Origin of the sequence: Neptunicella plasticusilytica, from assembly GCF_047922965.1 — a bacterium.
Taxonomy (GTDB): Bacteria; Pseudomonadota; Gammaproteobacteria; order Enterobacterales; family Alteromonadaceae; genus Neptunicella; species Neptunicella plasticusilytica.
This window is the reverse complement of sequence record NZ_CP150481.1, coordinates 883,209-909,311: the sequence shown is the minus strand read 5'-3', so window position 1 is coordinate 909,311 and position 26,103 is coordinate 883,209. Positions and strand designations below refer to the sequence as shown.

General features: G+C 48.7%; 20 protein-coding genes. 3 read left to right on the top strand and 17 right to left on the bottom strand.

All coding sequences use genetic code 11. The features are described from left to right. Window positions 1-60 precede the first annotated feature (60 nt). The 6 genes from V1467_RS03965 to kduD are packed head-to-tail and all read right to left on the bottom strand — an operon-like array spanning window position 61 to window position 5,273. Entirely contained in the window at window positions 61-843 is a 783-nt protein-coding gene (locus V1467_RS03965; protein WP_416307508.1) for an IclR family transcriptional regulator, read from the bottom strand. Between the two features lie 3 nt (window positions 844-846). Then, on the bottom strand, window positions 847-2,142 hold the full coding sequence (locus V1467_RS03960) for a TRAP transporter large permease (protein WP_416307507.1): 1,296 nt from the start codon (window positions 2,140-2,142) through the stop codon (window positions 847-849). Further along, complete coding sequence (locus V1467_RS03955) at window positions 2,142-2,630, bottom strand: TRAP transporter small permease (RefSeq protein WP_416307506.1); 489 nt, start codon at window positions 2,628-2,630, stop codon at window positions 2,142-2,144. The genes V1467_RS03960 and V1467_RS03955 overlap by 1 nt, the downstream gene beginning before the upstream one ends. 8 nt (window positions 2,631-2,638) lie before the next feature. Further along, window positions 2,639-3,619, bottom strand: coding sequence for a TRAP transporter substrate-binding protein (locus V1467_RS03950; RefSeq protein ID WP_416307505.1), 981 nt, complete (start codon window positions 3,617-3,619; stop codon window positions 2,639-2,641). 39 nt (window positions 3,620-3,658) lie between these two features. Continuing rightward, window positions 3,659-4,501, bottom strand: a complete 843-nt coding sequence (gene kduI / locus V1467_RS03945; protein ID WP_416307504.1) for a 5-dehydro-4-deoxy-D-glucuronate isomerase — start codon at window positions 4,499-4,501, stop codon at window positions 3,659-3,661. Between the two features lie 13 nt (window positions 4,502-4,514). Further along, window positions 4,515-5,273, bottom strand: a complete 759-nt coding sequence (gene kduD / locus V1467_RS03940; RefSeq protein WP_416308643.1) for a 2-dehydro-3-deoxy-D-gluconate 5-dehydrogenase KduD — start codon at window positions 5,271-5,273, stop codon at window positions 4,515-4,517. Between the two features lie 340 nt (window positions 5,274-5,613). Here kduD and V1467_RS03935 point away from each other — a divergent pair, with 340 nt between their 5' ends. Next, window positions 5,614-8,355 carry a TonB-dependent receptor gene (locus V1467_RS03935; RefSeq protein ID WP_416307503.1) on the top strand — a complete coding sequence of 914 codons (2,742 nt, stop codon included), beginning with the start codon at window positions 5,614-5,616 and terminating at the stop codon, window positions 8,353-8,355. A gap of 59 nt (window positions 8,356-8,414) precedes the next feature. Next, window positions 8,415-9,626: a DUF4861 family protein gene (locus V1467_RS03930; protein ID WP_416307502.1), complete on the top strand. Its 1,212-nt coding sequence runs from the start codon at window positions 8,415-8,417 to the stop codon at window positions 9,624-9,626. A gap of 607 nt (window positions 9,627-10,233) precedes the next feature. Here the strand turns inward: V1467_RS03930 and eda are convergent. From eda to V1467_RS03885, 9 genes are all read right to left on the bottom strand, one after another. Then, window positions 10,234-10,854: a bifunctional 4-hydroxy-2-oxoglutarate aldolase/2-dehydro-3-deoxy-phosphogluconate aldolase gene (gene eda / locus V1467_RS03925; RefSeq protein WP_416307501.1), complete on the bottom strand. Its 621-nt coding sequence runs from the start codon at window positions 10,852-10,854 to the stop codon at window positions 10,234-10,236. A 60-nt stretch (window positions 10,855-10,914) separates the two neighbouring features. Continuing rightward, window positions 10,915-12,285 (bottom strand): NAD(P)(+) transhydrogenase (Re/Si-specific) subunit beta, encoded by a 1,371-nt coding sequence (locus V1467_RS03920; RefSeq protein WP_416307500.1) that lies wholly within the window; start codon window positions 12,283-12,285, stop codon window positions 10,915-10,917. An 11-nt stretch (window positions 12,286-12,296) separates the two neighbouring features. Further along, window positions 12,297-12,572, bottom strand: a complete 276-nt coding sequence (locus tag V1467_RS03915) for an NAD(P) transhydrogenase subunit alpha (RefSeq protein ID WP_416307499.1) — start codon at window positions 12,570-12,572, stop codon at window positions 12,297-12,299. Continuing rightward, the gene (locus tag V1467_RS03910; protein WP_416307498.1) at window positions 12,573-13,721 is read right to left on the bottom strand and encodes an NAD(P) transhydrogenase subunit alpha; all 1,149 of its coding nucleotides are present in this window, start codon (window positions 13,719-13,721) and stop codon (window positions 12,573-12,575) included. It lies immediately after the preceding gene. 231 nt (window positions 13,722-13,952) lie between these two features. Further along, on the bottom strand, window positions 13,953-14,894 hold the full coding sequence (locus tag V1467_RS03905) for a sugar kinase (protein ID WP_416307497.1): 942 nt from the start codon (window positions 14,892-14,894) through the stop codon (window positions 13,953-13,955). 4 nt (window positions 14,895-14,898) lie between these two features. Then, window positions 14,899-16,206: an MFS transporter gene (locus V1467_RS03900; RefSeq protein ID WP_416307496.1), complete on the bottom strand. Its 1,308-nt coding sequence runs from the start codon at window positions 16,204-16,206 to the stop codon at window positions 14,899-14,901. 48 nt (window positions 16,207-16,254) lie between these two features. Next, complete coding sequence (locus V1467_RS03895) at window positions 16,255-16,593, bottom strand: cupin domain-containing protein (protein WP_416307495.1); 339 nt, start codon at window positions 16,591-16,593, stop codon at window positions 16,255-16,257. After that, entirely contained in the window at window positions 16,593-18,833 is a 2,241-nt protein-coding gene (locus V1467_RS03890; RefSeq protein ID WP_416307494.1) for a heparinase II/III domain-containing protein, read from the bottom strand. Before V1467_RS03890 ends, V1467_RS03895 begins: the two co-directional genes overlap by 1 nt. Before the next feature lie 10 nt (window positions 18,834-18,843). Beyond that, window positions 18,844-21,075, bottom strand: a complete 2,232-nt coding sequence (locus V1467_RS03885) for a chondroitinase-B domain-containing protein (RefSeq protein WP_416308642.1) — start codon at window positions 21,073-21,075, stop codon at window positions 18,844-18,846. 571 nt (window positions 21,076-21,646) lie between these two features. Between V1467_RS03885 and V1467_RS03880 the strand changes: the two genes are divergently transcribed. Then, complete coding sequence (locus V1467_RS03880; protein WP_416307493.1) at window positions 21,647-22,393, top strand: FadR/GntR family transcriptional regulator; 747 nt, start codon at window positions 21,647-21,649, stop codon at window positions 22,391-22,393. Between the two features lie 63 nt (window positions 22,394-22,456). Here the strand turns inward: V1467_RS03880 and V1467_RS03875 are convergent, their stop codons facing one another. Both V1467_RS03875 and V1467_RS03870 read right to left on the bottom strand, forming a co-directional pair. After that, window positions 22,457-23,959 carry a right-handed parallel beta-helix repeat-containing protein gene (locus V1467_RS03875; RefSeq protein ID WP_416307492.1) on the bottom strand — a complete coding sequence of 501 codons (1,503 nt, stop codon included), beginning with the start codon at window positions 23,957-23,959 and terminating at the stop codon, window positions 22,457-22,459. A gap of 72 nt (window positions 23,960-24,031) precedes the next feature. After that, entirely contained in the window at window positions 24,032-26,023 is a 1,992-nt protein-coding gene (locus tag V1467_RS03870; RefSeq protein ID WP_416307491.1) for a sialate O-acetylesterase, read from the bottom strand. Window positions 26,024-26,103: the final 80 nt, after the last annotated feature.

The following is a 26,103-nucleotide window of genomic DNA, read 5'->3' as shown; positions in this document are numbered from 1 at the left end:
ATTATTCTCGGCATCAGTTGACGAGCAGACCTTAATTCAGGACTCCGGCGCTGACAAGCTTCATCCTGTTTTACCCTGCAAGACGTTATCCAGTTGATAAGCATCTTTATAAATTGCACAAGCCGCTTCTTTGACCTGGGCAGCAATCATCGGAATTTGCGCTTTGGTAAATGATGCCGCAGGCGCGGTAATACCGATAGCGGCCACGACTACACCGCGTTTATCTCTTACCGGAGCGGCCAGACAACGCACGTCTTCATGATATTCGCGATTATCCACCGCATAACCAATCGCCATTACCCGCTGCAATTCCTTGCGCAACTCTTCCATAGTGGTAATGGTATTGGCGGTGCGTTTCTCCATGGTCTTGTTTTCAAACAACAATTCCAGATTATCGTAATACAGGAAGGCCAGAAAAATTTTGCCGGTCGAAGAGCAATGCATCAACGCACGAAGTCCTGGACGACTGGCAACTTTTAACGGATGCGGGCTGTCAAACACCTCGACTATTAACGCGCTACCATGATGCGGAACCGCTAAATGGGCAGTATGTCCGGTGGTCAATGCCAGTCGTTGCACATGCGGGATAGCCACCTGATGCAGACGATCCGAATTGATGATTTGCAAGCCGACATTCATCAAATCGGCACCACAGAAATATTTCTTGTTGCGTTTTTCCAGCATCTGTTCGGCACATAAGGTACGTAACAGGCGAAATACCGTGGTACGAGGCAGATCCAGCGCTGTCTCAATTTGCTGCGAAGTCATGCCGCTGTCGTGTTTGGCAAGGATCCGGATCAATTCACAGGCATGTACCACTCCGGGGATCAGATAGCGTTCCATAATTTATAACCCTAACCAGTTAGGTAACACTTCACTGATCCAGGGCACATAGGTCACCAGCATCAGCACGACAAACATCGCTGCGTATAACGGCAGTAACGGTTTGATAATTTTTTCCAGTTTGGTCTTGGCTATCGCGCAAGTGACAAACAGCACCGCCCCGACGGGTGGTGAGCATAGACCAATAGACAAATTCAGTACGATCATTATGCCGAATTGCAGTGGCGACATGCCTAGCTGCATGGCCACAGGCAGAAAAATCGGGGTGAAAATCAACACTGCTGGCGTCATATCCAGAAAGGCGCCCACCACAATCAACACCAGATTAATCAGCAACAGGATAATGATAGGATTATCGCTTAACCCCAGCAGGAAATTACTGAAGGTTTGTGGAATATTTTCATAAGACAGCAGCCAGGACATGGCGGTAGAAGCGGCTATCAGCAACATCACTATAGCGGTAGTTTCACCCGCTTTAAGCAATAAGCCGGGAAACTCCGCCGGTTTCACTTCACGGTAGACTCCCATCGACAATAACATCGAGTAGAACACCGCAATAGCGCCAGCTTCGGTGGCGGTGAAAATTCCGCCGATAATGCCGCCAATCACCAAAAAGATCAAAAACAGGCTAGGTACCGCAGCGAAGACTTTTTTAACCACTATCGATAGCGGTAAACGTGCTCCCAGCGGATAACCTTTGCGCTTGGCATGCACCATACAGATGACCATCAATGCTAATCCCACCATAATGCCGGGAATATAACCGGCCATAAATAATGCCGCGATTGACACGCCGCCACTGGCAATGGCATAGATGATCAGGATATTACTGGGCGGGATTAACAATCCGGTAGTTGATGCCGCCGCCGTTACTGCAGCGCTGAAATTTTCGTCATAACCGTTTTTCTTCATTTCCGGCAACATAAAGCTGCCAATCGCCGAGGTTGCCGCCACCGCCGAACCGGAAATCGCCCCAAACAACATGCAGGACACCACATTGACCAGTGCCAAACCACCGGGCAACGCGCCTATCAGGGCCATGGCACATTCAATCAGCCGTTTGGCAATACCGCCGCGGCCCATAATCAGTCCGGATAACACAAAAAAAGGAATGGCTAACAAGGCAAAACTGTTTAAGCCGCCCGCCATCCGCTGTGCCATAGTGGTCACCGCCGGAGTTAAATCCATACTCATCAGCATGGTTACCAGCGTGGCCAGACCAATGGCAAAAGAAACCGGTACCGCGAAGATCAGCAGTGCAAAAAAAACTACTAGCAGAACAAGTGCCGTCATACCCATTAGTTATTCTCCTGTGCTTGTGTCGAGAATAACTCGGTTAAATTGAACAGCGCATACAGGATCAACATCCCGCCAGAAATTGGTAATACTGCATACACATAACCCATATTGATCCCCAGTGCGGCGGAAATCTGGTTCAGTTCCATGGTCAGGTCCACCAACTCGCTGCCACCGTATAGCAATACCAGCGCAGAAAAAATAATCACTACAATTTGAATCCCTGCACGAGTGAGCCGTTGACGGACTGGATGCATTTTATCCAGTAATAAATTCAGTCCCAAATGAGCATTCTGTCGATAGGCATACACTGCGCCTAACATGCCAATCCAGATCAACAGAAAACGCGCCAGCTCTTCGGTGACTGAACTGGGGTCGCCTAATAGATAACGGGAAATAACCTGCCAGCTTACCGCAAGCAGAATGCAGCTCATGGCACTGATCAGCGCGGCGGCCAATATTTTGTCCAATATTTGAATAATTGACTTCATTATTTATCCTACATTGTCTCAATTTGTTGCATGATCCGGCCCACTTCGGTGCCATCGAATGAATGGTGAAATTCTTTCACCGCATCACGGAAGGGTTGCTTGTCCGGATAAATAACCTGTACTCCTGCCGCTTTAACAGCTTCCAGTGCCTGGTCGGATGCTTGCTGCCATAATTTTTTCTGATACTCGACCGAATCGGCCATCGCCATGGTTAACCATTTCTGTTGCTGTTCGTTTAACGAATCCCATACCGCCAGGCTCATCAACATTACATCGGGTACCGAGGTATGTTCATCCAGCGAGTAATAACGGGAAATTTCGTAGTGACGGGACAAATAATAACTGGGCGGATTGTTTTCGGCGCCATCCACCACCCCTTGTTGCAGTGCGGTGTACAGTTCACCCCAAGCTACCGGTGTTGCCGCACCACCCAGTGCCTTGACGGTACGTACTGCGGTGGGGCTATTGAGCACCCGAATTTTTTTACCCTTTAAATCCGCCGGAGAATTAATTGGCTCCTCAGTGGTATAAAAACTGCGGCTGCCGGCATCGTAGTAACCCAAGCCTTTGAGGCGCACTTTTTCGGTGCCTTTTAACAACGACTTGCCTAACTCACTATCCAGTACACGCCAATAATGCTCTCTATCCTTAAACACATAAGGAATACTGAATATTTGCATTTCAGGCACAAAACCTTCCAGTGGACTGGCCGATACTTTAGTCATGGCCAAACTGCCAATTTGCAGCAATTCGACTAATTCGCGTTCAGAGCCCAGTTGACTACTGGGATAGATAATGACTTTCATCTTACCTTTGGAATACAGTTCCAGACGCTCGCCCAGATAAACCATCGCCTTGTGCACGGTGTGCTGGGTATCCAGCGAATGACCCAAACGTAAAATGACAGTATCGTCTTTACGCGCACAGGCGCTAAGTAAACTTAACGTCAACAATCCAACCAGCAGTGCGGTGGCTCTGAAGTACTTCATTTATTTATCTCCAACTACTATTAGCATGACACTGTCTAATCAGCGCAATTGATCAGGCGGATACTTGTCCATATCGTCATAGTCCAGATTCTCGCCGGCCATTCCCCAGATAAAGGCATAATTACTGGTACCCACACCACAGTGAATTGACCAGGGAGGTGATAACACCGCGCTTTCGTTGGTTACCCAGATATGGCGGGTTTCTTTCGGTTCGCCCATAAAATGACTGACCGCCTGTCCTTGGTCCAAATCAAAGTAAAAATACACTTCGTTGCGGCGGTCATGTTGATGAGCCGGCATGGTATTCCATACACTGCCCGGATTCAGACGGGTCAAGCCCATTTGTAACTGGCAGGTTTGCACCACACCATTGATAATCAACTGGTTGATATCCCGCTCATTAGAGGTTTGCTGGCTGCCCAGATGCAGCACGTTGGCGTCCTGTTTGCCCACTTTTTTATGCGGAAAGGCATGATGAGCCGGCGCGGAGTTCAGATAAAACTTGGCCGGTTGGGCTGCGTCTGCAGAGCTGAAACTGACAGCTTCCCGAGTTTGCCCTACATATAATGCTTCTTCTTTTTGCAGTTCAAAACATTGTTCACCTACGGTAACAGTACCGGCACCACCGACGTTGATAATGCCCAGCTCACGGCGGGCCAAAAATGTCTCGCTTTTTAGCGGATCGATACTGTCCAGCGACAATGCTTTATCCAGTGGCACCGCACCACCGACCATAAAACGTTCATAATGGCTATACACCCAATAAACTTTGCCGGATTGCATAATATTGTCGGCCAAAAATTCCTGCCGCAGTTGCTCGGTGTCGTATGCTTTGACTTCCCGCTGACCTACCGCGTAACGTACTTCGTATTCAGTTGTCATATCTTGTATATCTCTATCTTGCTAACCAGCCGCCATCGACAGCCAGAATATGTCCGTTTACATAATCGCTGGCCCGGCTGGCCAGAAAAACCGCGGCGCCTTGTAAATCTTCCGGTTCGCCCCAGCGCCCGGCTGGAATACGCTGACGAATTTCTTCATTGCGCACCGCATCTTCCTGCAAGGCTTGGGTATTGTCAGTGCGGAAATATCCCGGCGCGATAGCGTTAACCTGTATATTGTGCTGGCCCCATTCATTGGCTAATGCCTTGGTGATCCCGGCAATAGCATGCTTGCTGGCAGTGTAGGCTGGTACTGTCATTCCACCACTATAAGACAGCATTGAGGCGATATTGATGATTTTACCCTGCCTGTTTTTGATCATGTTTTCGGCGACGGCCTGACAGAGCATAAAACTGGCGTCCAGATTCACTTGCAACACCCGACGCCATTCATCCATGGGAAAACTCACCGCCGGATGACGGAATATGGTGCCACCGTTATTGACCAGAATATCAATATCCCCACAAATGGCTTTTGCCTTTTCTGCTAATCCCTTTACAGCATTTTGGTTGCTTAAGTCCGCATCCAGTTCGAAGGCCTTGCCGCCGTTACTCTCTATTTGTTGTACAGTTTGCTCACAGCCACCTGCTGTGGAACTGGCGCACACCACCTGCGCACCGGCCTGCGCCAGCGCTATGGCAATCGCCTGTCCGAGGCCACGACTGGCGCCAGTGACCAGAGCACATTTACCTTCCAGAGAAAAATCAGTCATTTTCACTACATATTCCTAACGCTGCTTAGTCGAGTCTGATGAGACTAACAGGGCTTTTTTGTGGTTCAAGTCCGAACCTGCAAAGCTATTCATATAACAACTTAAATATTCGCATTTGAATATTTAATCTTAAAACATTTGAGCTTTTTGCAAATTTACCTAATCTGCACATTACATTTTGTTTACATCCAGCAAACAAAGTATTAAAAGTTTTTGCCACCGGTAGCAATTTGTCAACAATTATTTGCTACCGGTAGCACTAGATAAAACGAAATGCATCCGCCAGCCCACTAAACTAGCTGGCTGCGACAATATAATAAATGTACCTATGAGGTGTTAGATGAAACCCAAGTTCCAACGGAAAAAACTAATTACATGCTTATGTCTGTTGTGCGGTTATCAGTATCTTGGTCTTCCCGCTGCTTTTGCTCAGGAACAACCAGCCGACAGTCTGGAAGTGATCGAAGTCACCGGCAGTTTTCGTGACAGTTTAAACAAAGCGTTAATTGACAAGCGCACCTCAACCGGGGCGGTTGATACAATTTTAGCCGAAGATATCGCCGATTTTCCCGACTTGAATCTGGCCGAATCGTTACAGCGTATCCCGGGAGTCTCGATTAGTCGCGCCGCCGGTGAAGGTCGTCAGATATCGGTACGAGGGCTAGGACCGGACTTTACCCGAGTCAGAATCAACGGTATGGAAGCCATCGCCACCAGTGGTGGTACCGATGCCATCGGTGGTGCCAACCGTGGGCGCGGATTTGACTTCAATACTTTCTCCTCAGATTTATTCAGCTCTCTGACAGTACGCAAAACCGCTTCTGCCGATGTTGAAGAAGGATCATTAGGGGCAACGGTAGATTTAAAAGCCGCCCAACCCTTTGATTATGACGGTTTCACATTGGCAGCATCCGGGCAACTGGGTTACAACGATAAAGCCAGCGGTACCGATCCGAAAGCCTCTTTCCTGATCAGCAACACTTTTGCTGACGGAAAGTTTGGGGCGCTGTTCTCGTTATCCTACTCTGAACGCAATATTGAAGATAACGGTGCCAGTACCGTACGTTGGGACAATTCCAATGATTTTGGCAGTTATCAGGGCAATGCCGATGCAGCGGAATTGGCCGAGATCAACGAAGCTTTTCGTCCCAGACTCCCCCGTTATGATTCTTATCTGCACGAAATGGAACGTTTGGGCATGAGCGCCTCATTCCAGGCCAGACCGTCGGACGACACTAAAATCAGTTTTGATATTCTGTATTCCAAACATGATGCCTCCCGTCAGGAAGTCTTTATGCAAGGTATCCTTAACAGTACCGGGCTGACTAGCGATATGAATGTCACCAGCTACGAAATTGATGGTACCAACACCATGACGCAGGGCGCGTTCGAGAATGCCACTGTGCGTTCAGAAAATCGCTACGATGAACTGTCTACTGAATTTACTCAATATACCTTGGGTCTTGAGCATGCTTTCAGTGACACATTACGTATGGACGGCATGATTGGTACCGCCGAGTCTGAATTCGACAATCCGATCCAGACCACTATCGTGATGGAAAAACGCGGTGTCGATTTCAGCTATGACTACCGGGGTAGTAAACGTCAGGATCCGGAACTGGTATTTGGCAGCGCCGTGTACGATCCGCAAGGCTGGTCTCCCAACAGCGTGCGGTTACGTCCACTGGGTGCCAAAAACACCTTTGATACTGCTGCGCTCAATTTTGAATATGATCTGAATGATGCTGTTATGCTTAAAACCGGACTGCACTATAAAAAGTTCGAGTTTGACACTTTTGGCGCACGGATCTCGTCTGAAGGTGGCGCGGCTGACGCAATTTCAACCTCACCCGAATATATTATGTCTTACGATTCCGGTCTGGGCCCGGACCCGGTATGGCTGATCCCGGATAGAGATGCGATTGCTGATGCATTTAATATTTATGGCAACACCGGCACCTTTGAAGTCAGTACCGAAAATCGTCTGACTGAAAACTATTCAGCCGGTGAAGAAACGCAAGGCGCTTATGTACAAATGGTGTTTAACACCGAAATGGGCGAAACCATCATACGCGGTGATGTGGGCTTGCGTTATGTGAATACCGATCAAACTTCTACTGCCTGGGCGACTATCGGAGGCACACCGGAACAGATTACTGCCGATCACAGCTATTCAGAAACCTTACCGTCAATGAATCTGGTTTTCGAACCTAAAGATGATGTGCTGATCCGCGTCGGTTATGCCGAAGTGATGGCCAGAGCCGGGTTAGACAGCATCCGTCCGAATGTATCGGTTTCAGTATCCGGCGGTTCCCGTTCGATCAGTGGTGGTAATCCGACACTGGAACCCACCCGAGCCAAAACCTACGACCTGGGGCTGGAGCTGTACTTTGAAAATGACGGTCTGCTCGGCTTGGCGGTATTCAGAAAAGATGTCGAAAGTCAGGTTCAACAATTACGTGAAACCAAAACCTTTGCCGAAACGGGTTTACCGATTCAGGCAGCGATTGATGCCTGTAACGCCGGGCCGGGCTATGGTGCCGAATTTGGTTGCGACGAAAACGTCAATTGGGATACCACTACACCGCTGAATGGTCCGGGTGGCGACTTATACGGCTTTGAAATCAGCTATCAAACTCCGTTCAGCTTCTTGCCCGAGTTCTGGCAGGACTTCGGTATCATTGCCAACTATACCTATGTGAAAGGACAGCTGGATTACGTCAACACCTCGGGTGAAGTATTGGCGACACGTAACCTGCAGGGCCTATCCGAAAATGCTCGCAGCGCCACGTTGTATTATGAAAAAGATGCGTTTGCGGCGCGGGTTTCGATGGCTTATCGTTCAGAATATCTGACCAACGCATTAGGTCGTAATGGTAACGATATGGAAGGCACTAACCCCACCACCAACGTGGATGCATCTGTCACCTATAAACTGAACGATAATATCCAGTTAACACTGGAAGCATTGAATCTGACGGATGAAGTCGATGATCAATGGGTAGATTCAAACGGTAACCGTTTGTCCTACTATCACAGTACTGGACGTCAGTATTATCTGGGAGCCAAGTACAAGTTTTAACCCTAATCTGTGACGGGTTAATAGCGGTTAGCCCGTCACACATTTTATAAGGCAAAAATATGAATAAAATCTATCCTGCCGCCAGCCTTGCTGGCGGTTTACTGTTTTTAGTCGGCTGTCAGTCAACACTGCCCACAGCTCTATCCGTTACTGTCGCGAATCCGCAGAGCGGCTCATCTCTTTCCCAGGTTATTGACTTACCACTGGCACAACCGCTGCCAATGCAACAAAATTTACGTGCCAATGACAATAGCCGCATCGAATTACTCGATAACGACGGTGACAACCTGGCCGAAGCTGCCCGCCTGCAAACCAGTTTGGCTGCAGGTCAAAGCAAAACTATCCGCTTTAGTCACGACCCGCGATACCAGCTCCCTACGTTAACCCATGCCGAACTGTCTACCCGGGTGGGCGGAAAATGGCATGGTAGCGACTATATCGCCGGTTATTTTGGTTTTGAAACAGTGGAAAGTTATGACACGCCACCACAAGCCACCGATCATTCCTATAACCTGCGTTACGAAGGGCCGGGCTGGGAGAATGACCAAATCGGCTACCGTTTGTATCTTGACTGGCGTAACGCCATCGACGTCTTTGGTAAAAAAAATAGCGCTATTGTATTACCGCAAGTCGGGCTGGATGGGTATGAAAGTTATCATCATATGAGCGACTGGGGGCAAGATTTACTTAAAGTAGGCTCAGCCTTGGGTGTAGGTGCGCTGGGACGCCTGGATAACGGTAAGGTCATGCATTTTCAGGATCATCGCACCATGCACTACCAGTTACTCGAAAATGGCCATCTGAGCTCGGCCTTTGAAGTTGATTACAAGGACTGGAAAGTCGCGGATAAAGTCATCGATGTCGATACCCGTTACCGGATTAATGCCGGTGACGCAGCGACAACGATCGAAGTAAACACCTCAAAACCGGTGGATAATCTGGTCACTGGATTGGTCAAACATCCCAATACTGTGCAACTGCAACAACAGGATCAGCACTGGGGCTATATTGCCCGTTACGGTAAACAAAGTTTAGCCGGTGACGACGATGAACTGGGATTTGCGTTGTTTTACCAACTCGATCAGGTGGCCGGATTGCAGCAAGGTGAACACGATGATTTAGTCCTGTTTAAACCATCGAGTAAAACCATCAGTTACCAGATCCTTAGCGCCTGGCCACAGCTTAAAGGCGGGATTAACAATCAGCAGGATTTTGAAAAGCTGTTAAACGACAAGCTGCAAGCTTTAGAGCATCCGCTGCAACTACAATAGTTACGAACTGTAAGCTGCGAGCTACGAGCTACGAGCTACGAGCTACGAGTAAAAGATTAAACTCGTAGCTCACTGCCCAGCACTCGTTTTTTCTGTGAATTTTCCCCTAGGGTGAAAATAGTTTTCGGTTCGCTACAAAAACCGATCCTTGATTCACCTTTCGACTATTCGTACCTCCTGCCTGTCATGAGCTTGTCGTATGGCTCAGGGCGAACGGTGAATGTCGTTTTAGCTCGCTGCTCGCCACTCGCAGCCTGCAGTGTCCCTGTGCCAAGCGAGTTAACCGCAGAGGCACAGAGAACACAGAGGACAATAATAGAATGGGATTGCTTCTTTATCGGTTCTTCACGTTCATCCTGAGCAGTGGAAGGGAAAATACGGTCATCCCTGCATGCTGTTAGCAGGGATCCAGTAGCTAGTGAATAACACACTTACTAAGGGTTCCCCTGCTCAGAAGCCGATCCTTGATTCACCTTTCGACTATTCGTACCTCATGCCTGTCATGAGCTTGTCGAATGGCTCAGGGCGAACGGTGAATGTCGTTTTAGCTCGTAGCTCGCCACTCGCAGCTGGTTTTACCTCTGTGCTTCTGTGGTAAATATTAGGTTTAACCAGTTAATGCCTGTTTACAGGCCTGGGTAATTGATGCCCAGTCTCCAGCTTGTACCCAGTTAGGTTTAGCCACCCAGGTTCCTCCTACCGCAAAAACATTCGGCAAACTAAGGTAATCCTGCTGATTTTCGGCATTGACCCCGCCGGTAGGGCAAAAACGGATATGCTGGAATACGGAGCCCACCGCGTTTAAAAAGGGGGCACCACCGGATAATGACGCCGGGAACAATTTCAGTTCACTAAATCCTGCTTCGCTGGCCAACAAGATATCACCGGTATTGGAGACGCCGGGCAGTGCCGGAATGCCACAACCGGCGAGTTGCTCCAGTAATTCGGGCGAACTGGCTGGCGTGACAATAAAGTCAGCACCGGCATTAATCGCCTGTGTCAGTGTTGCTTTATCGATAACGGTGCCCGCACCAACCGTCAGCTCGGGCAACGCCTGCTTTATTGCACTCAGCGCGTCCAACGACTCAGGCGTTCTCAGTACCACTTCTACCAATTTAATACCGGCGGCCTGCATGGCTCTGGCGATATCCACGCCCTGCCCGGCACTGTCAGCCTGGATAATTGGCAGTAAAGTCTGGGTTCCCATCAGGGTCGAAAATGATTGCATATTGTTGTCCTATTATTGTTTTGGTGGTGTCAGCCACTCAGGTGACTGAACCGGTAAAAATTAGTCGGCAAACTGGCGAACCAGGCTATTCAGGGTGTCCTTGGCATCACCAAAGATCATTCGGCAGTTATCTTTAAAAAACAGCGGATTATCCACTCCGGCAAAACCGGCCGCCATGCCCCGTTTAAGCACAAACACATTGCGGGCCAGATCGGCATTGATCACCGGCATGCCATAGATGGGGCTGCCCTGCATTTCACGCGCGGCCGGATTGACCACGTCGTTAGCGCCAATCACAATCGCCACATCAAAACCTTCAATACGCGGATTGATTTCATCCATTTCGTAGAGTTGTTCGTAGGACACATCGGCCTCAGCCAATAACACATTCATATGGCCGGGCATGCGTCCGGCGACCGGATGAATGGCATAAGCGACTTCTGCACCATTCTTCTCCAGCAGTTCCTGCAGTTCCTTAATTGCATGTTGTGCCTGGGCCACCGCCATCCCGTAACCGGGGATAACCACAACCGACTGCGCCGCTTCCAGCACAAAGAAGGCATCTTCGGCCGACAGAGGTTTGACTTCTCCTTCAATTTTGATGTCACTGCTGACCACCGGCTGGAATCCTGAAACCAGTACGTGGGTTAACGAACGATTCATCGCCTTACACATAATATTGGTCAGAATAATACCGCTGGCTCCCACTAACGCACCGGCAACAATTAGCAGATTATTTTCCAGTGCAAAACCGGCCGCACAGGCCGCCAACCCGGAATAACTGTTAAGCAATGAAATCACCACCGGCATATCGGCACCACCTATTGGCAACACCACCATCACGCCCATTAACAATGCCAAACCTATGGCCAGCCAATGCACTGCGGTCAATTCTGGCTGACGGATCAACAGGATGGCGCAGGCGATAATCGCCAGCACCAGCAACAGATTGGCAATCACCTGACCTTTAAATACCAGCGGCCGACCAGGAATGCGTTCACTGAGCTTGGCCCAGGCCACCACACTGCCAGAAAAAGTCACGCCACCAATCAACAAGGCTAGAAAACTGACAATCAGTACAAATACCGACAAAGGCTCACTACCGGCAATCATCGCCCAGGCAACGGCCACACTAGCCAGCCCGCCGATGCCGTTAAACAACGACACCAACTCTGGCATGGAGGTCATCACCACCATACGGGCAGCAAACACCCCCACCAGCGTGCCGGCCAATACGCTGACCGCTATCCACTCAAAGCCCAGAATCTGTTGGTCCAGCAAGGTTACGATCACCGCCAGCAACATTGCCAGCGCAGAGAGTAAATTGCCTTTACGCGCCGTGGACGGGTGACTCAGCAGCTTCAGTCCGAAGATAAATAGCGTCGCTGCTACCACATAAACAGCATTAATCAATAAAGCAGTATCTAACATTGCCTGTCACCTTATTTCTTTTTAAACATGGCCAGCATGCGATCCGTTACCAGATAACCGCCCACCACATTAATAGTGGCCAGAAAGGCGGCCAGCGCGCCCAGATAAGTGGCCAGTTGGCCGGATTCACCGCCAGCCAGACTCAAAGCCCCAATCAGGGTAATACCTGAGATGGCATTGGCACCGGACATCAGCGGTGTATGCAAGGTTGCCGGTACCTTGCGGATCAGTTCAAATCCGACAAATATCGACAACATCAGGATAAAAAGCAGATAGATAGCCGTCATTTAAGCGACCTCCTTTTGAAAATGGGATTGAATAGTTTGATTCACAATCTGGCCCTGATGAGTAATCACGCAGTGGCCGAGGATTTCGTCCTGCAAATCAAGCGACAGACTGCCGGTTGCGGCATCACAAAATTCGCTGAACAAATTAACCAGATTACTGGCATACATCTGACTGGCATCACTAGCCACTTCATTAGCCCAATTGCCGGTACCAATAATAGTGACACCACTGACGCAAACCGTTTCTCCCGCAACGGAACCGGCAACATTGCCGCCATTCTCGGCCGCCATATCGACAATCACGCTACCCGGCTTCATTTGCGCGATAGTATTTGCATCAATTAACAACGGCGGTTTACGTCCGAACAATTGTGCCGTGGTGATCACAATATCTGACTCGGCAATACACTTTGCCTGACCCTGCTGCTGTTTTTGCATCTGCTCGGCGGTCAGAGATTGGGCATAGCCCTGGTTGGTTTGTCCGGTTTCACCCAAATCAATTTGCAGAAATTTGGCTCCCAACGACTGCACCTGTTCGGCCACCACTGTACGGGTGTCAAACGCCGTTACCGCCGCCCCCAGGCGTTTGGCAGTGGCAATGGCCTGCAATCCCGCCACGCCAGCCCCTATCACAAACACCTTGGCAGGTTTTAAGGTGCCTGCGGGTGTCATCATCATCGGCAGTACCGATTGCAATGCCGAAACCGCCTTGGCCACCATCACATAACCGGCCAAACTAGCCTGCGAGCTGAGTGCATCCATTTTTTGGCAACGACTAATACGCGGGATCATTTCCATACTGATGCTGGTCAACCGTTGCTGACACAACTGCTCCAGGTAGTCCGGCGCATTAAAAGGATCCAGATAACTGATCAGCAAGGTATCTGGACGACACAAGGCTAATTCGTGTTGGGGAAGCTTATGGATCCCCAGTATCACATCCGCAGACTGAAATAATGTTTGGCGGTTATCCGCAACCTTTGCACCCGCCTGTTTATACACTTCATCATGCAGATGAATGCCGTCCCCCAGACCTGACTCGATCAACACATCGACACCCAGCAACTTGTAGGCTTTAACGTTGGCAGGTAGCAGCGCACAACGTTTTTCACCGCCCAACGTCTCTTTAGGAAAAGCTAAGGTTGGCATATATTCCCCTTAAAATTGACACATAAAAACCCGCCGCACGCCAAATTAGGCGTACGAAACCAACTGTTGTAGGATTTTAAATTTTCAGCTATCGAGGCTGAATATTGTTATAAATAACTTAATTGATAGACTAATTCGAAATATAAAAATGACGCAACCGGACTACGCTTTTTTGTTCATATATTAATTCTTAGGTTTAAATAGCAATTTTTTTATTCAAATATTAACTATTTACTGCTCTTCACCAATCAAGCTGTTGGCGAAATATTGATAGTTGTCAGCCGGAACAATAGCGCCGGGATAACGGATCACAAATCCTGCTGCTTTAGCCGCCATATGAACGGCTTCAGCCACATCCCTACCGCTGGCGCGAGCCCCAAGATAAACACCATTAAACGCGTCTCCGGCCGAGGTGGTATCGATCACCTGTTCCACCGGCACAATATTGTGATAATCCTTCTTCCCCTGTAGCACTGTAACCACCTGATTAGCACCATCTTTGATAACCAGCTCAACAATATTAAACGGCTGGCAAAACGCGATAATCTGTTCAACAGAATTGAGGCCGTACAAGCTGTGAAAATCTTCCACACCGGGCAACATCAGATCACACATTTCAAACGCCAACTGGTATTGCTGACGGGTTTGCTGTTCGCTTTGCCATAGCCGCTGGCGATAATTGGGATCAAATACAATCTGCACACCCGCGTTTTTTAATTGCGTCAGCATGGCCCAGAATAACGGCCGCTGCTCGGCTACCATCACTGCCAGGGTAATACCGGAAAAGAACAAGACTTTGGCGTGCTTGAGTGAATCAATCACCTCTTGGGTCACAGACTGCATCATAGTTCTGGCGGCTGATTGGGAGCGCCAATATAAAAACGAACGCTCTCCCTGCTCATCGGTTTGTACCAGATAAATTCCCGGCTGCTGTTCACTGGCGAGTAACAGACTTGCTGTTGCAATGTCTTCGCTGATAAAAGTATCACGCATTTTCTGGCTAATCCGGTCATTACCCAATGCAGTCATAAAACTGACGTGTTGCTGTCCAAAAGTGCGCTTGAGATAAACTGCGCTGTTATACGCATCTCCGGCAAAGGATTGCTGCATTCTGCCCTGCTCGTCTTCACGCAGCTCCAGCATGCACTCGCCGATAAAACAAATAGTGTTCATTGACTTAGTCTGGCCTCTTTAGTGGCTCTATTTTGGGGATCAGGATCCAGACCGCTGCGGCAGCAATAATGGCCAGAGAGGCACCGATGACAAATGCCGGGGTGTAGTTACCATCAGCAGTCAGGATAGGCACCAGTGAGGTTAACCCCACTGCACCTAACTTAGCGGCCATACCTGCAAAACCTGACAGCGTACCCACCGCTTTTTTGCCCAGCAGGTCACTGGCTAAGGTTTGTACATTGCCAATTGCTGTCTGAAAGCCAAATAAGATCACCGCCATTATCAGCACCGCTATCGACGGAGCCCCGGGATTGGCCATGGCTAACAATGATGGCAACATGATCAAGCAGCCCAAAGTAATCGCAAATTTACGGGTTTTATCGGTACTCCAGCCGGCCTTGAGTCTGTTTTGCGCCAGCAAACCACCAAACCAGGCCCCCAACATCGCTCCAACATAGGGAACCCAGCCGTAAATACCAATAGATTTGACATCCATCCCGTAGACTTCATTCAGATAAATAGGGATCCAGAAAACAAACAACCACCAGATAGGATCAATTGCCGCAGACGCGATAATCACCCCCCAACTTTGCTTACGCGCCAGTAATTCTGCCGTCGACGGGCAGTATTCATCGCTATCAGACTCTAAGTCGTCATCAGTGGAGTCACTAGTTCGTTGCCCGGTTAATATATATTCGCGCTCATGTTCGGTAATCCAGGGGTGAGAGCCCGGAGGCGCTTTAACCAAAATAATCCACGGGATAAGCCACAGCAAACCAACCAAACCAATCACAACAAAGATCATTTGCCAGCTAAAGTAAACAGTTAAGAATGCAATTAAAGGAATAGCGATAATGCCACCAATAGCCGCGCCGGAATTAAAGATCCCTTGCGCTAGCGCCCGCTCTTTGGTGGGAAACCATTCAGCATTGCCCTTGGCAGCGCCCGGCCAGTTTCCCGCTTCTGCCACCCCCAGGATAGCCCGAAAAAAACTGAAACTTAATACGCCTTGCGCAAACGCATGCAGAATAGTTGCCAGCGACCAGACACCTATCGACAAGACAAAACCGATACGCGTGCCGACCCAATCAAATATTTTACCGAATATGGCTTGACCAAAGGCATAGGCGAACACAAAAACAATCGAGATATTGGCGTATATCTGCTTGCGCTCCAGCGCCGACTCGTCCGGGAATAGTTTTTCAACAATATCTGGCCAAAGCACACTCAGCGCCTGACGGTCGATATAGTTGATGACAGTAGCAAGCGCGATTAATGCGATTACCCACCAACGTAAACCTGTTAGTTTCATTATTATTCGTTACTCCTGAATAAGGGATGCAGTAAACAACCCGGGTGGCTATTCTAAAAAATCCTTACGCACCGGACTAAAGGTATCGATAAGTACACCGGCTTTTTTACACACCGCGCCGTGCTTGATATGCGGCGGAATATAGAAACTGTCACCGGCGGTCATTAGCCTGACTTCACCATCAATACTGACTTCAAATTCGCCGCTCTCGACATAAGTCACTTGCGAATGAAAATGCTCATGGACATAGCCAATCGAATCATCACTAAACCACACCTTGACCAGCATCAATTGTTCGTCATAGCCCATAATCTGGCGGGAAATCCCGCCTTCCAGTTGCTGTACCGGGTGGCTGGCACCCAGAATAAATCTTTCACTTGGCATCATTAGTTAACCTGTTCCGGCAGTTCAAACAGCTTCATTCGGCCGTCGAACTGATATTGCTTTCCCTGATAATCAAAACGATGGTGACCTTCAGCCTGTTGATGACCTTGCTGATACACCAGCATCAGTTTTACACCATGGCTAAATGTCATCACTAGCGCAGACAAATCCTGCTGCTGTGTAAAATCCAGATCCTTCAGTCGGCTATGGCTTTGCAAGGTAAATTCCTTACCCGGGTTATAGTCGCCATGCGGCTCGAGCACACTGACAAAACGGGCATGACCGGCGGACGGCAGCCGCAGTATAAAGGCGTTCTCGGTGCGCAGATTAAAATTAGGATCCTGGGCCCCGGTTTGGGTAAACAGCACTTGTATCCCTTTTGTAGCCATAGTGCTATGGGTATAAAAGCGGCCATTATTCAACCAGGTGACCTTGGCCAATTTGTGCTGTGGGCTTGCCTGGGCGGTTTGCCATAAATGTTGATAGCCGGCTTTATCACCTAAAGGTTTCCAACCGTCAGTATTGGCATCAAGGGTAAAGTTGGCATCCATAAACTGGCCGTTATAGTGCACCGGCAAATCATATTGATGCTGTTTTTGGCTCTCAACAGTCAGGATATCCACCACAAAAGGACGCGGAATATCAGGATGATGGATCAGCGCCTGGGTGCGCTCAAAGGTCACATCAGGATAGGCACCCTGCATACTGGCAGAAGCAATTTGCACCTGAGCATTTTTGGCAAAAAACTGTACTTGCGGGTGCAAACTGTTACCCAGTTTGGTATTGCCGTTAAAGTGACTGGTCTGATCGACCACCAGGGTATTATGCGCCACCGTCTGCTTGGCATAGCTGTCATTTTCCGGCAAATAATGACCACCGTACTTGGCTTCCACATTCAGGAAACGCGCGGCACCATAATCGGTCACCACTTCCGATTGATGGTCGTAAAACAGATAGTTGAGCTTGTCAAAGTGTCCGTGCCCCAAGCCTTGCGCGGTGGCTTTAAACACCAATGCCTGATCATTGTTTTGCCGGGTTTCACGCATAATGATCAACGCTCCCTGCTCTCCTTTGGCACCATCGTTGAGTTGCAGGGACTTGAACTGGAAAGGCTGCTGCAAATTGTTATCCAGTGCTTGTGCCACTTTCAAACCGTCGGCATTAAGGTGAATCTGATCCTGTTTTTCGGCAATAGATAACAACTGTCTATCGCCCGTCAAGCCATAGGCAATCTCAACCCCATAAACTAATTCCGCCGTATCCAGTCCCTTATCTTTAAGCGCATCATTAATCGGAAAAAACAGATTGTTGTAACTCAATTCAATAGTGGTATGGATCGCTTTTAACAGAATACCGTCTCGCTGGGCAAAAATGTGGCGCTGCGGTTCATTGGTCTCAATAGCCTTGGCAAACAGGACAAAAGGCATTAACGCGTAGCGCTGATAATAGGGACCTTCGTTGTAATAACCTTGTGGCGAAAACAGTTCATCCATCTGCCGCAGAAACCCGCCTTTGCCAGACTTGTCCAACCCTAACAGGGCTTTTTCTACCCACTCGTGCTCGCCCAGCACATAACCGGCCATACCGACGGCGGCAGTAGCCCAGGTACCATGGTTATGGATCTTGTTAAAAGTTTGCGGAGATTGCTCTGACAAAAACAACGCCACGGGTCGAAACAGGTTTTGCTCGATATTATCCTGCTCTTGCTTTGTCAGGGCAGGAATGATCGCATCGTAGCCCTGAATGCTGTACACCAGCCAGACCGCCTCGTTCAAGCTTTGCCAAAACAGTCGTCCGGGGGATTGTTCTTTGCGTTTAGGATGCAAGGGTAAATCCGGATACATCGCGGCGTACTGCAACAACATCTGTTTGACATAGTCAGCATACTTGCGCTTACCGCTAAGCTGATAAAGCATCCCGGCATCGTTAATTAACTGATAGTTTTTCTTGTGTTTTTCATGGCTGTAGCCACCACCGGCATCCAGTGGCTGCGGTACCTCAACCGGCTGTTGTATTCTTTTATCCACGCTGTCACGCAAGGCAACAAATGCATCACGGAAACGCCCCGGCTGATTAATCGCCTCGCGCATTTGATCCACTTGTTGAGCATTAAATAGCAGGGTTGGATGAGAGTCACTTTCGCCAGCGTTGGCTGAGCCAATGCAACTGATGCACAACAGGCAACACAGGATTAGGGTTTGAAAAAACACTTTATTAGCGTGAATTAAACAGAGTGATTGCACGTTATCTTCCTTACTGCTGATGAGATTCAATGATCTGGTTGTCCGACAAATAAGCCGTCATCGCACCTATATTGACCAGCTCCTGAACATCGGGTGCCGCGGTATCTGCAAACAGATTATGCTGAACATAAGTTTGTGGCTCTCCAACAGTATGCTGGATCACCACGGGTTGGCTATTATAGAACTGGTTGTTGTCGATACGGCTAACCTGTACACCATGTAGCCATACCGATGCTTGCTGTTTATTGCGGCGGCTACCACCTATGTTGCGCAACGCATTACCCTGCATCAGATAATGAGGTCCAAAAGTACTTTCATCGGTACCGCCGCGATACAGCTTAATCAGCGCCCCGCCCACATCGTCAAACTGGTTATCGGTAAGAGTGACATACTCGGCGTTATAAATACCCAGATCATCGGTTTCTTTATTCAGTCGCAAAATATCACCACTGATATGATTAAATACGTTGTCTTTAAGGCTGATCCTGTCGGCAAAACTGCGCTTGCCGGCATCCAGAAAATGAAACGAGTGATTAATGTTAAGGTTTTCAATCAGGCAATCTTCAACCACCAGGCGATAATTCTGGATCATCGGTAACGTTGATGTGCGAACCACCTTGTTACCGGCGGCATCCGGTGCATACTGGCCGTTAACGGTTAAACCGGACAATTTTAGGCTGCCGTCATCCTGTATATCGAACAGGGTCGAGCGATGAAAATAAATATCCACCTTTCCCGGCTTGTCTGCACGCAAGGTCAATACCTTGTTGATTGGCAGTATCTTGCTGATATGGTACTGCCCGGCCGCCAACACGAGTATGTCACCGCTTTGGGCCCGTTCGATAGCGGCAGCTAATGCCCCTTCATCGGCCAAAACCTGATGAGACTGGCCAGAATCAAAGGCAATAACAGGTTCGGTTTTAGGGTACCAGCTTACCCCGGTCTGATTTTTGTCTATCGGTTGCAGATCAGTAGAAGCCCCCCAGTGGCGATATTGTTTATCCACTGGGTAGAGCAATCCGTTGGCAGCTCTCTGCATGTCAATATTGGCGCTGTCAAAGCCGCTTTTGATGGTCGGTTTGGCAACCTTATGCAGCAGGTTATCAGAAAACTGGATACCGCTGACATCATCAAACAGGGTGATGCCGTCCGAGCCTGACTGGTTGACAATCAGGTTAAGACGCATGCTGCTGTCTACTGGCGTTGCAGTACGTTCCTGATCGCTGCCTGCGGCTAATTGAATGTTGTCCACATTGATCAGACTGTTATGCTCAATCAGCGCATTCCTGACCTGATGATAGCGATTGATTTTAGAGTTAGGTACACCGTTCATCACGGTTAGACCACTGCCAAAACGGTAACCGGTCAAGCCTTCAAGATAGTTATTACGTACAATTTGATCGCGGTTAATAATGCGGATCCCGCCGGTATGATCCTGGCCATTACCCAAAAACACATTATTTTCGACCAGATTACCGTTGCCATGTCGCAAGGTTAAGGTGCCGCGCGACTCAAAAAACACATTGTTCCGATAGGTGTTTTTGCCCGATTTGTTGGAGATAATCTCCACTTCGCCATTACAGCGATCAAAGTAGTTGTTTTCAACCAGAGTAAAAGAGTCCGACAGCGAATATTTGCTGGTGCCGATACGCAAGGTTTCCCCACCGTTTGAACCAAGAACCGGTCTGGGGCCAAAATAGTTATGATCAATGCGGTGGTGATTTTGCTGACTCAGGGTTGAATCCAGCCTCACCGCCATGGTGACACCAGCATTCTTTTTACCTACCAGATGACTATGATCGAAACGGTTATATTGGCCGTACATCACCACCCATTTGTCTTCATCAAATTTATTCGGATTATTGTAATTATCAATTACCACTTCGGTCACACGGCTGTGGAAGGCTAAATCCTGACTGTTGCGCCGGAATGAAATCACCTCGCCAATAGGTGAATAGCCGTTTTTAAACACCAGTCCGGACACCAGCAAATACTGACCGGCAAGTCGTAAGCTGGATTGTCCTGACAATATCACCTTGCCTGCGGTTTGGGCGCGCAGGCTAACGGGTTTGTCTGCTGTACCCGTCGCCTTAAAAACCATGTCAAAGTCAGTCCAGGTACCATCAGCCAGCGTCACGCTATCACCGGGCTGGAGTTGCTTTACCGCCTGTTTAAACTGCTTCTGATCTTTCACCATCCAGTCTTTGCCCCATGTGGCATGGCTGGTTATCAGCATCACCATTAACAAGCTATAAGCTAAAAAATTGCGGCTTATAGAGTCGTAAAGCTTGAATGCAGAAATGTAACTTTGATAAGCGCGGGAAAAACAAAGCTCCAGCATAAGTGCGGTTATGTGGAGCTCCACTCTTTTCCCGTGTTTTGCTATCCGGTTAGCACGGACAGACAGGAAGCGGTTTACTGTTGCAGAACCAGCCGGCAACTTTAGGGCTTGCAGTAATGCGGGGTTCGCCAGAATACCTTTACAACGGGTAATCTTGTTTTGTTTTGTTATGGCCAACATTGTTCCAACTCTCGGCATACACACCTGTTTAGTTAACACAATGTAACCAGGTATAGACCAAGATGTCAAACCAATATTTATAAAATACCCATATTAGTTATTACCAATATATCAAATTTGGTAATACCAATAATGATTTTTGAAAACTTTACCAATTTGACCTTATAAAAAAAAGTGTTATAACAACAACAGTTGTTCGGTGAGTCAATCTATTAGAGTATAATGAGAGCCATTGGGCGTGGGTGAATAAATGTTATCCCATGGCCCGAGTGGTGATCTGTAAGGAGCAGAAATGAAAAATCGCCGATTATTCTGGAATATAGTCGAAAAAATAGAGCGAATAATAGACTCAGGACAATATCCTGTGGGCAGTCGTTTGCCACCGGAAAGGGAACTGGCAGAAACCTACGATGTTAGCCGCCCCACTATCAGGGAGGCGATTATCGCGCTGGAAGTCAGGGGGCGGGTCGAAGTTAAAACCGGCTCCGGCGTGTATGTTATCGAAAATGCCCAGACCAAAAGCCATGATGAACGTAAAGTCAGTGCTTTTGAGCTGACTCAGGCCCGCGCGTTGGTGGAAGGAGAAGCTGCAGCGTTAGCGGCATCCACTATCACGGATATTGAGCTGGAACGGCTGAATAAAACCTTAATCGCGATGGACAAAGATATAGATTCGGAAGCCGCAGATCGTGAATTCCATTTAATTATTTCTACAGCTACCCGCAATAACGCCATCTCCATGGCGGTAGAAAATTTGTGGAAAATTCGCGATACCAGCCCGGAAGTTCAGGCTGCTTATAAAGGCGTATGCAGCCAAAGCGCCAGCATGCGGCTGGCCGAACATACCGCTATTTACAATGCGCTGAAAAAGCACGACACCCAGCAGGCGCGCGCTACCATGCATCAGCATTTTAATCGTCTTATCAACGCATTATTTGAAGCCAGCGAGAAACAAGCACTGGAAGAAGTACGTAAACAGACGATCGAAACCAGAGGTTTGTATTCCCTCACCCATATACTGCCAGCTTCGTCAAAATAACGCCCTGAACATTAGCCGGTTTAATCACCGGCTAGTTCTCAAGCACAACATCACTTACCCTGCTTAAGGCTGGTACTGTTCAAAGCGGATAGACTGGACGAAGGGTCCGCTGTTAATCGCCTTGAATGTCAGTAGCGCTTCGCTGCGATCAGCAAAACTAATCCGTTGTGGCAACACATAGTCAAACCAGTCACCATTCAGATTGGCCGGTATCACAAAACCATAATTTAACAATCCGGCGCCGCTGAGCTGCATGTTCTTGTCTACGCTGCCTGACTTAACATGCAGGATCAGATTATATTCAACCGACGGATCATCAGCATTGAGCCAGTCACTATCATCATTGACTGTGCTGGTACCGTTGTTGTCACAAGTGTCCTCTGTTGAGGAGCTGCAACCGATAAAGTGTTGATTAGTATCCAGTACCAATTCACCGCCAGACAGAATCCGCACATATTGCCCGCCACCGGCCAGCTCGACATCGGTGCTGGCAGCCAGTATTCGGGGATCATTAGCCGTAGCTTGTATCGCATTGTGCTGGCTATCGAAAACATCCGCTTTGCTTGTGATATTATGGTACAGACAGCTAGCGGGGGATAACTGTGGATCGACGGTAATCTTGAATCCCCGATTATGGCTTAAACCTTCATGCAGATAGGATTTGTTTGCCCAACCCGTTTCAAAACCACTCTGGCTGTATATTGCCTGGTAAGGAAAAACCATACCAAACTGGTTAAAACTGGCCGATATCAGGCCGCTCGGGCATTCGTTGCCGGCATCTTCAAAAGTGGAGATCGCCGCCTGGCCACTGTCGTTAATCACATTGTAATTCAAGCTAATATCATCGCTTGCATTACGGATGCGGATTGGATCGCCCGAGATCATGTCAATCTGGTTATAGGAAACACTCACATCGTGACTGCTCACCAGATAAACGGCATGCATTAATAGCGGCCGGTCATCATTGTACGCCTGACTGACAGTATTCGATTCAACCAGTAAATTGTTGACCTGATTGGCATGAATAGCCGCATAGCCGTTGTAACGGCGACTCCCGTCGGTTTTTAGCACTATATTCTGGTTAAATGCAGAACCGATGTTGTCAAACTGATTGTGGCTAATGTCGGCATTATCGGTACGCCATACATACACACCGTTAACATAATTACGCACTTTAATATGTTGCAGCGCGACCCGGTTTAAATCAGGTGTGGCCGAATACTGCGGCTCAATTCGAAGAAAATAACCGTTACCGGCGCCGCTAATACAGGTGCCATTCAGGCAGCCATCAAATAGCGGCGGATTATTTTGATCCTCTGCGGTAATGGTTAACTGATTATTGCCCGCGCCAAAATTCCAGCTAGTGGCGTCCTGATAAGTCCCTGGGGCAATATAGACTGTTACGTCACCGCTGCTGTAATGTTGCTGCAACCACAAATCCATTTCCTCCAGGGTATCGACAGTACCGTCGCCAAAACTGGCGTCGGTAAAGGGGTAATAGATATCCATGGCATTAGCCTGGGCGACAGCACCCAACAGGCATATTGTTGATAACAAGGTTTTCATTTTATCACCTCTGGTTTGTATATAACGAGACGCCCGTCCTTGTTCAGAACGGGCAATATTGATTGGTTGTGATTATTCAATGACAAGATTAAAGGGAGCGGCGGGCAAGTCACCCTGGCCGAACAGATTGACAATCGGACTGTCTTCCCAGGCATATTTGACCCTGGTTGCGTCAGTATTCACATCTACAAGGCGAACTCTATGTCCCTCAACCTGCCCCGGCTTGAAAACACAATGGCTGTTGTCGCGACAAAGCTGAAATCCGATCGCCACCGAGCCGCCAAATAGCTGCAAGTCACCGCTATTTGGCGGATAGTTGACCAGAATGTCCTTACCGCTGCGCTGGATACTCTGCGGGTAGGGAGAAACGGGTTGGCTGGCATCGTTATAGGCAACCCGCAGCGCCTCGATCGCCATACGTCGTCCAGGCTCTTTTTTATGCGACGGATGGATATCGTTGGGTAAACCGCGATCCAGCAACACAGCCATACCCACTTTGGGATCAGATTGCGCGGTATGTTGTTGGGCACCGCGCAATTCAGCCCATTTGGACGCGACAATATCCGTTTTGTATTGGCCGAATACTGGCAGCTGCGCCACCACAAACGGCAATTGAGGAGCGTTAAACTGTTTGCGCCAGTCCTTGATCATCGCGGGTAATAATTTGGCATAACGTTTATCGAAGCCGGTATTGGATTCACCCTGATACCAGGCGACCCCCTTCAGGGTTAGTGGGCCTAACGGGGCAATCATGCCGTTATATAAGGTGGTAAATCCACGCGGAACAGACCAGGGAACCACAGGTGGCGTATCAATATCGCGAATATCCGCCGAAATACGGTATTGCCACATGCCGTTTAATGACACCAACTCCTTACCATCCCAACGTAACCCGAAACGCCCCGGGTAGGCACTAAAACCGCCGGAACCACGCTCATCAATGGCCCGTATCGCAAGGGTATTTTCCCCGGGACGTAATACGCCGGCAAAAATGGTATAAATCCGATCGGTACTGGCCTCAAGGGTATCGGCAATATGTTGACCGTTGATCCAGACTGTATCGCGTTCATTAATGCGACCCAGACGCAGCTCCACTTCCTGCTTTGCCAGACCGCGTTGCACCTCAAAATGTTTACGGAACCAGATTACGCCATTGAAATTGGACAGCTCTTCAATATCGCTGCGTTCCCAAACCACCGGCATGGAAATATTCTGCCACTGCTCCTCATCCAGCTTGTCGGTATACCAGGGAGTAGAAGCGGTTATTCCCTGATCAAATTTGGACGCCCATTGTTTGGTATCCTGTAATACCTGCTGTGTGGCCTGTTGCTGATTGCTGGCATAAAGCTCAAGCAGCGTCAGTATTGATTGTTGTTCCCCGGCATCACGCAGCCCTTGTGGGCTAATCCAGTCCTCAATAGTGGTCCCTCCCCACGCTGCCTGCACCAGACCCAATGGACGCTGAGTATGCTTTTGCATTTCTAGCGCCATTTCCCAGCAAATAGACGAAAATTCCGGCAAACTTTGCTGGTTAGCCTGTGACCAGGGTATTTCGACTTGCAGTTTAGCGCCGGTTTTGGCGGTGGATTGGCGGCCCACCTTCATAATGCGAATATCATGCAGGTTGGCTTCTTTGGCGGTTCTGTCCGGATAAGCCGCCTTACGCACTTTCAGATCCATATTGGACTGACCCGAACATAACCACAGATCGCCATAAACCACATTGGATAAAGTTTGCCCGTTGCCCTGTTCGTCTTTAACGCTGATATCAAATGCATCCGGTAAATCGTTAGCAGGGAATGTCAGTGACCAATATCCTTGCGCATCTGCTTGTGTTGCTCCCTCAACATCCCCAATCGTCACAGTTAATTTACTATCGGGTTGAGCGCTTCCCCACACCGATAGTGGTTGGTCACGTTGTAGCAACATATTGTCGGCAAACACTGCGGCAAACTGATTCACCTGAGCCTGGACATTACCGATCCCTGCCAAGATTGATAACAGCAGTATTGCGTATCGGCGCCAGTTGGTCGCTGTAGTTAGGCCCTTTTGATTATTATTCATTTCTCCCCCTGTACTTGCTCAAAAAATCACAACGGCGCTAAAACCGGCACCGTTCCGGGTATTTGTAAACGATGGAATCA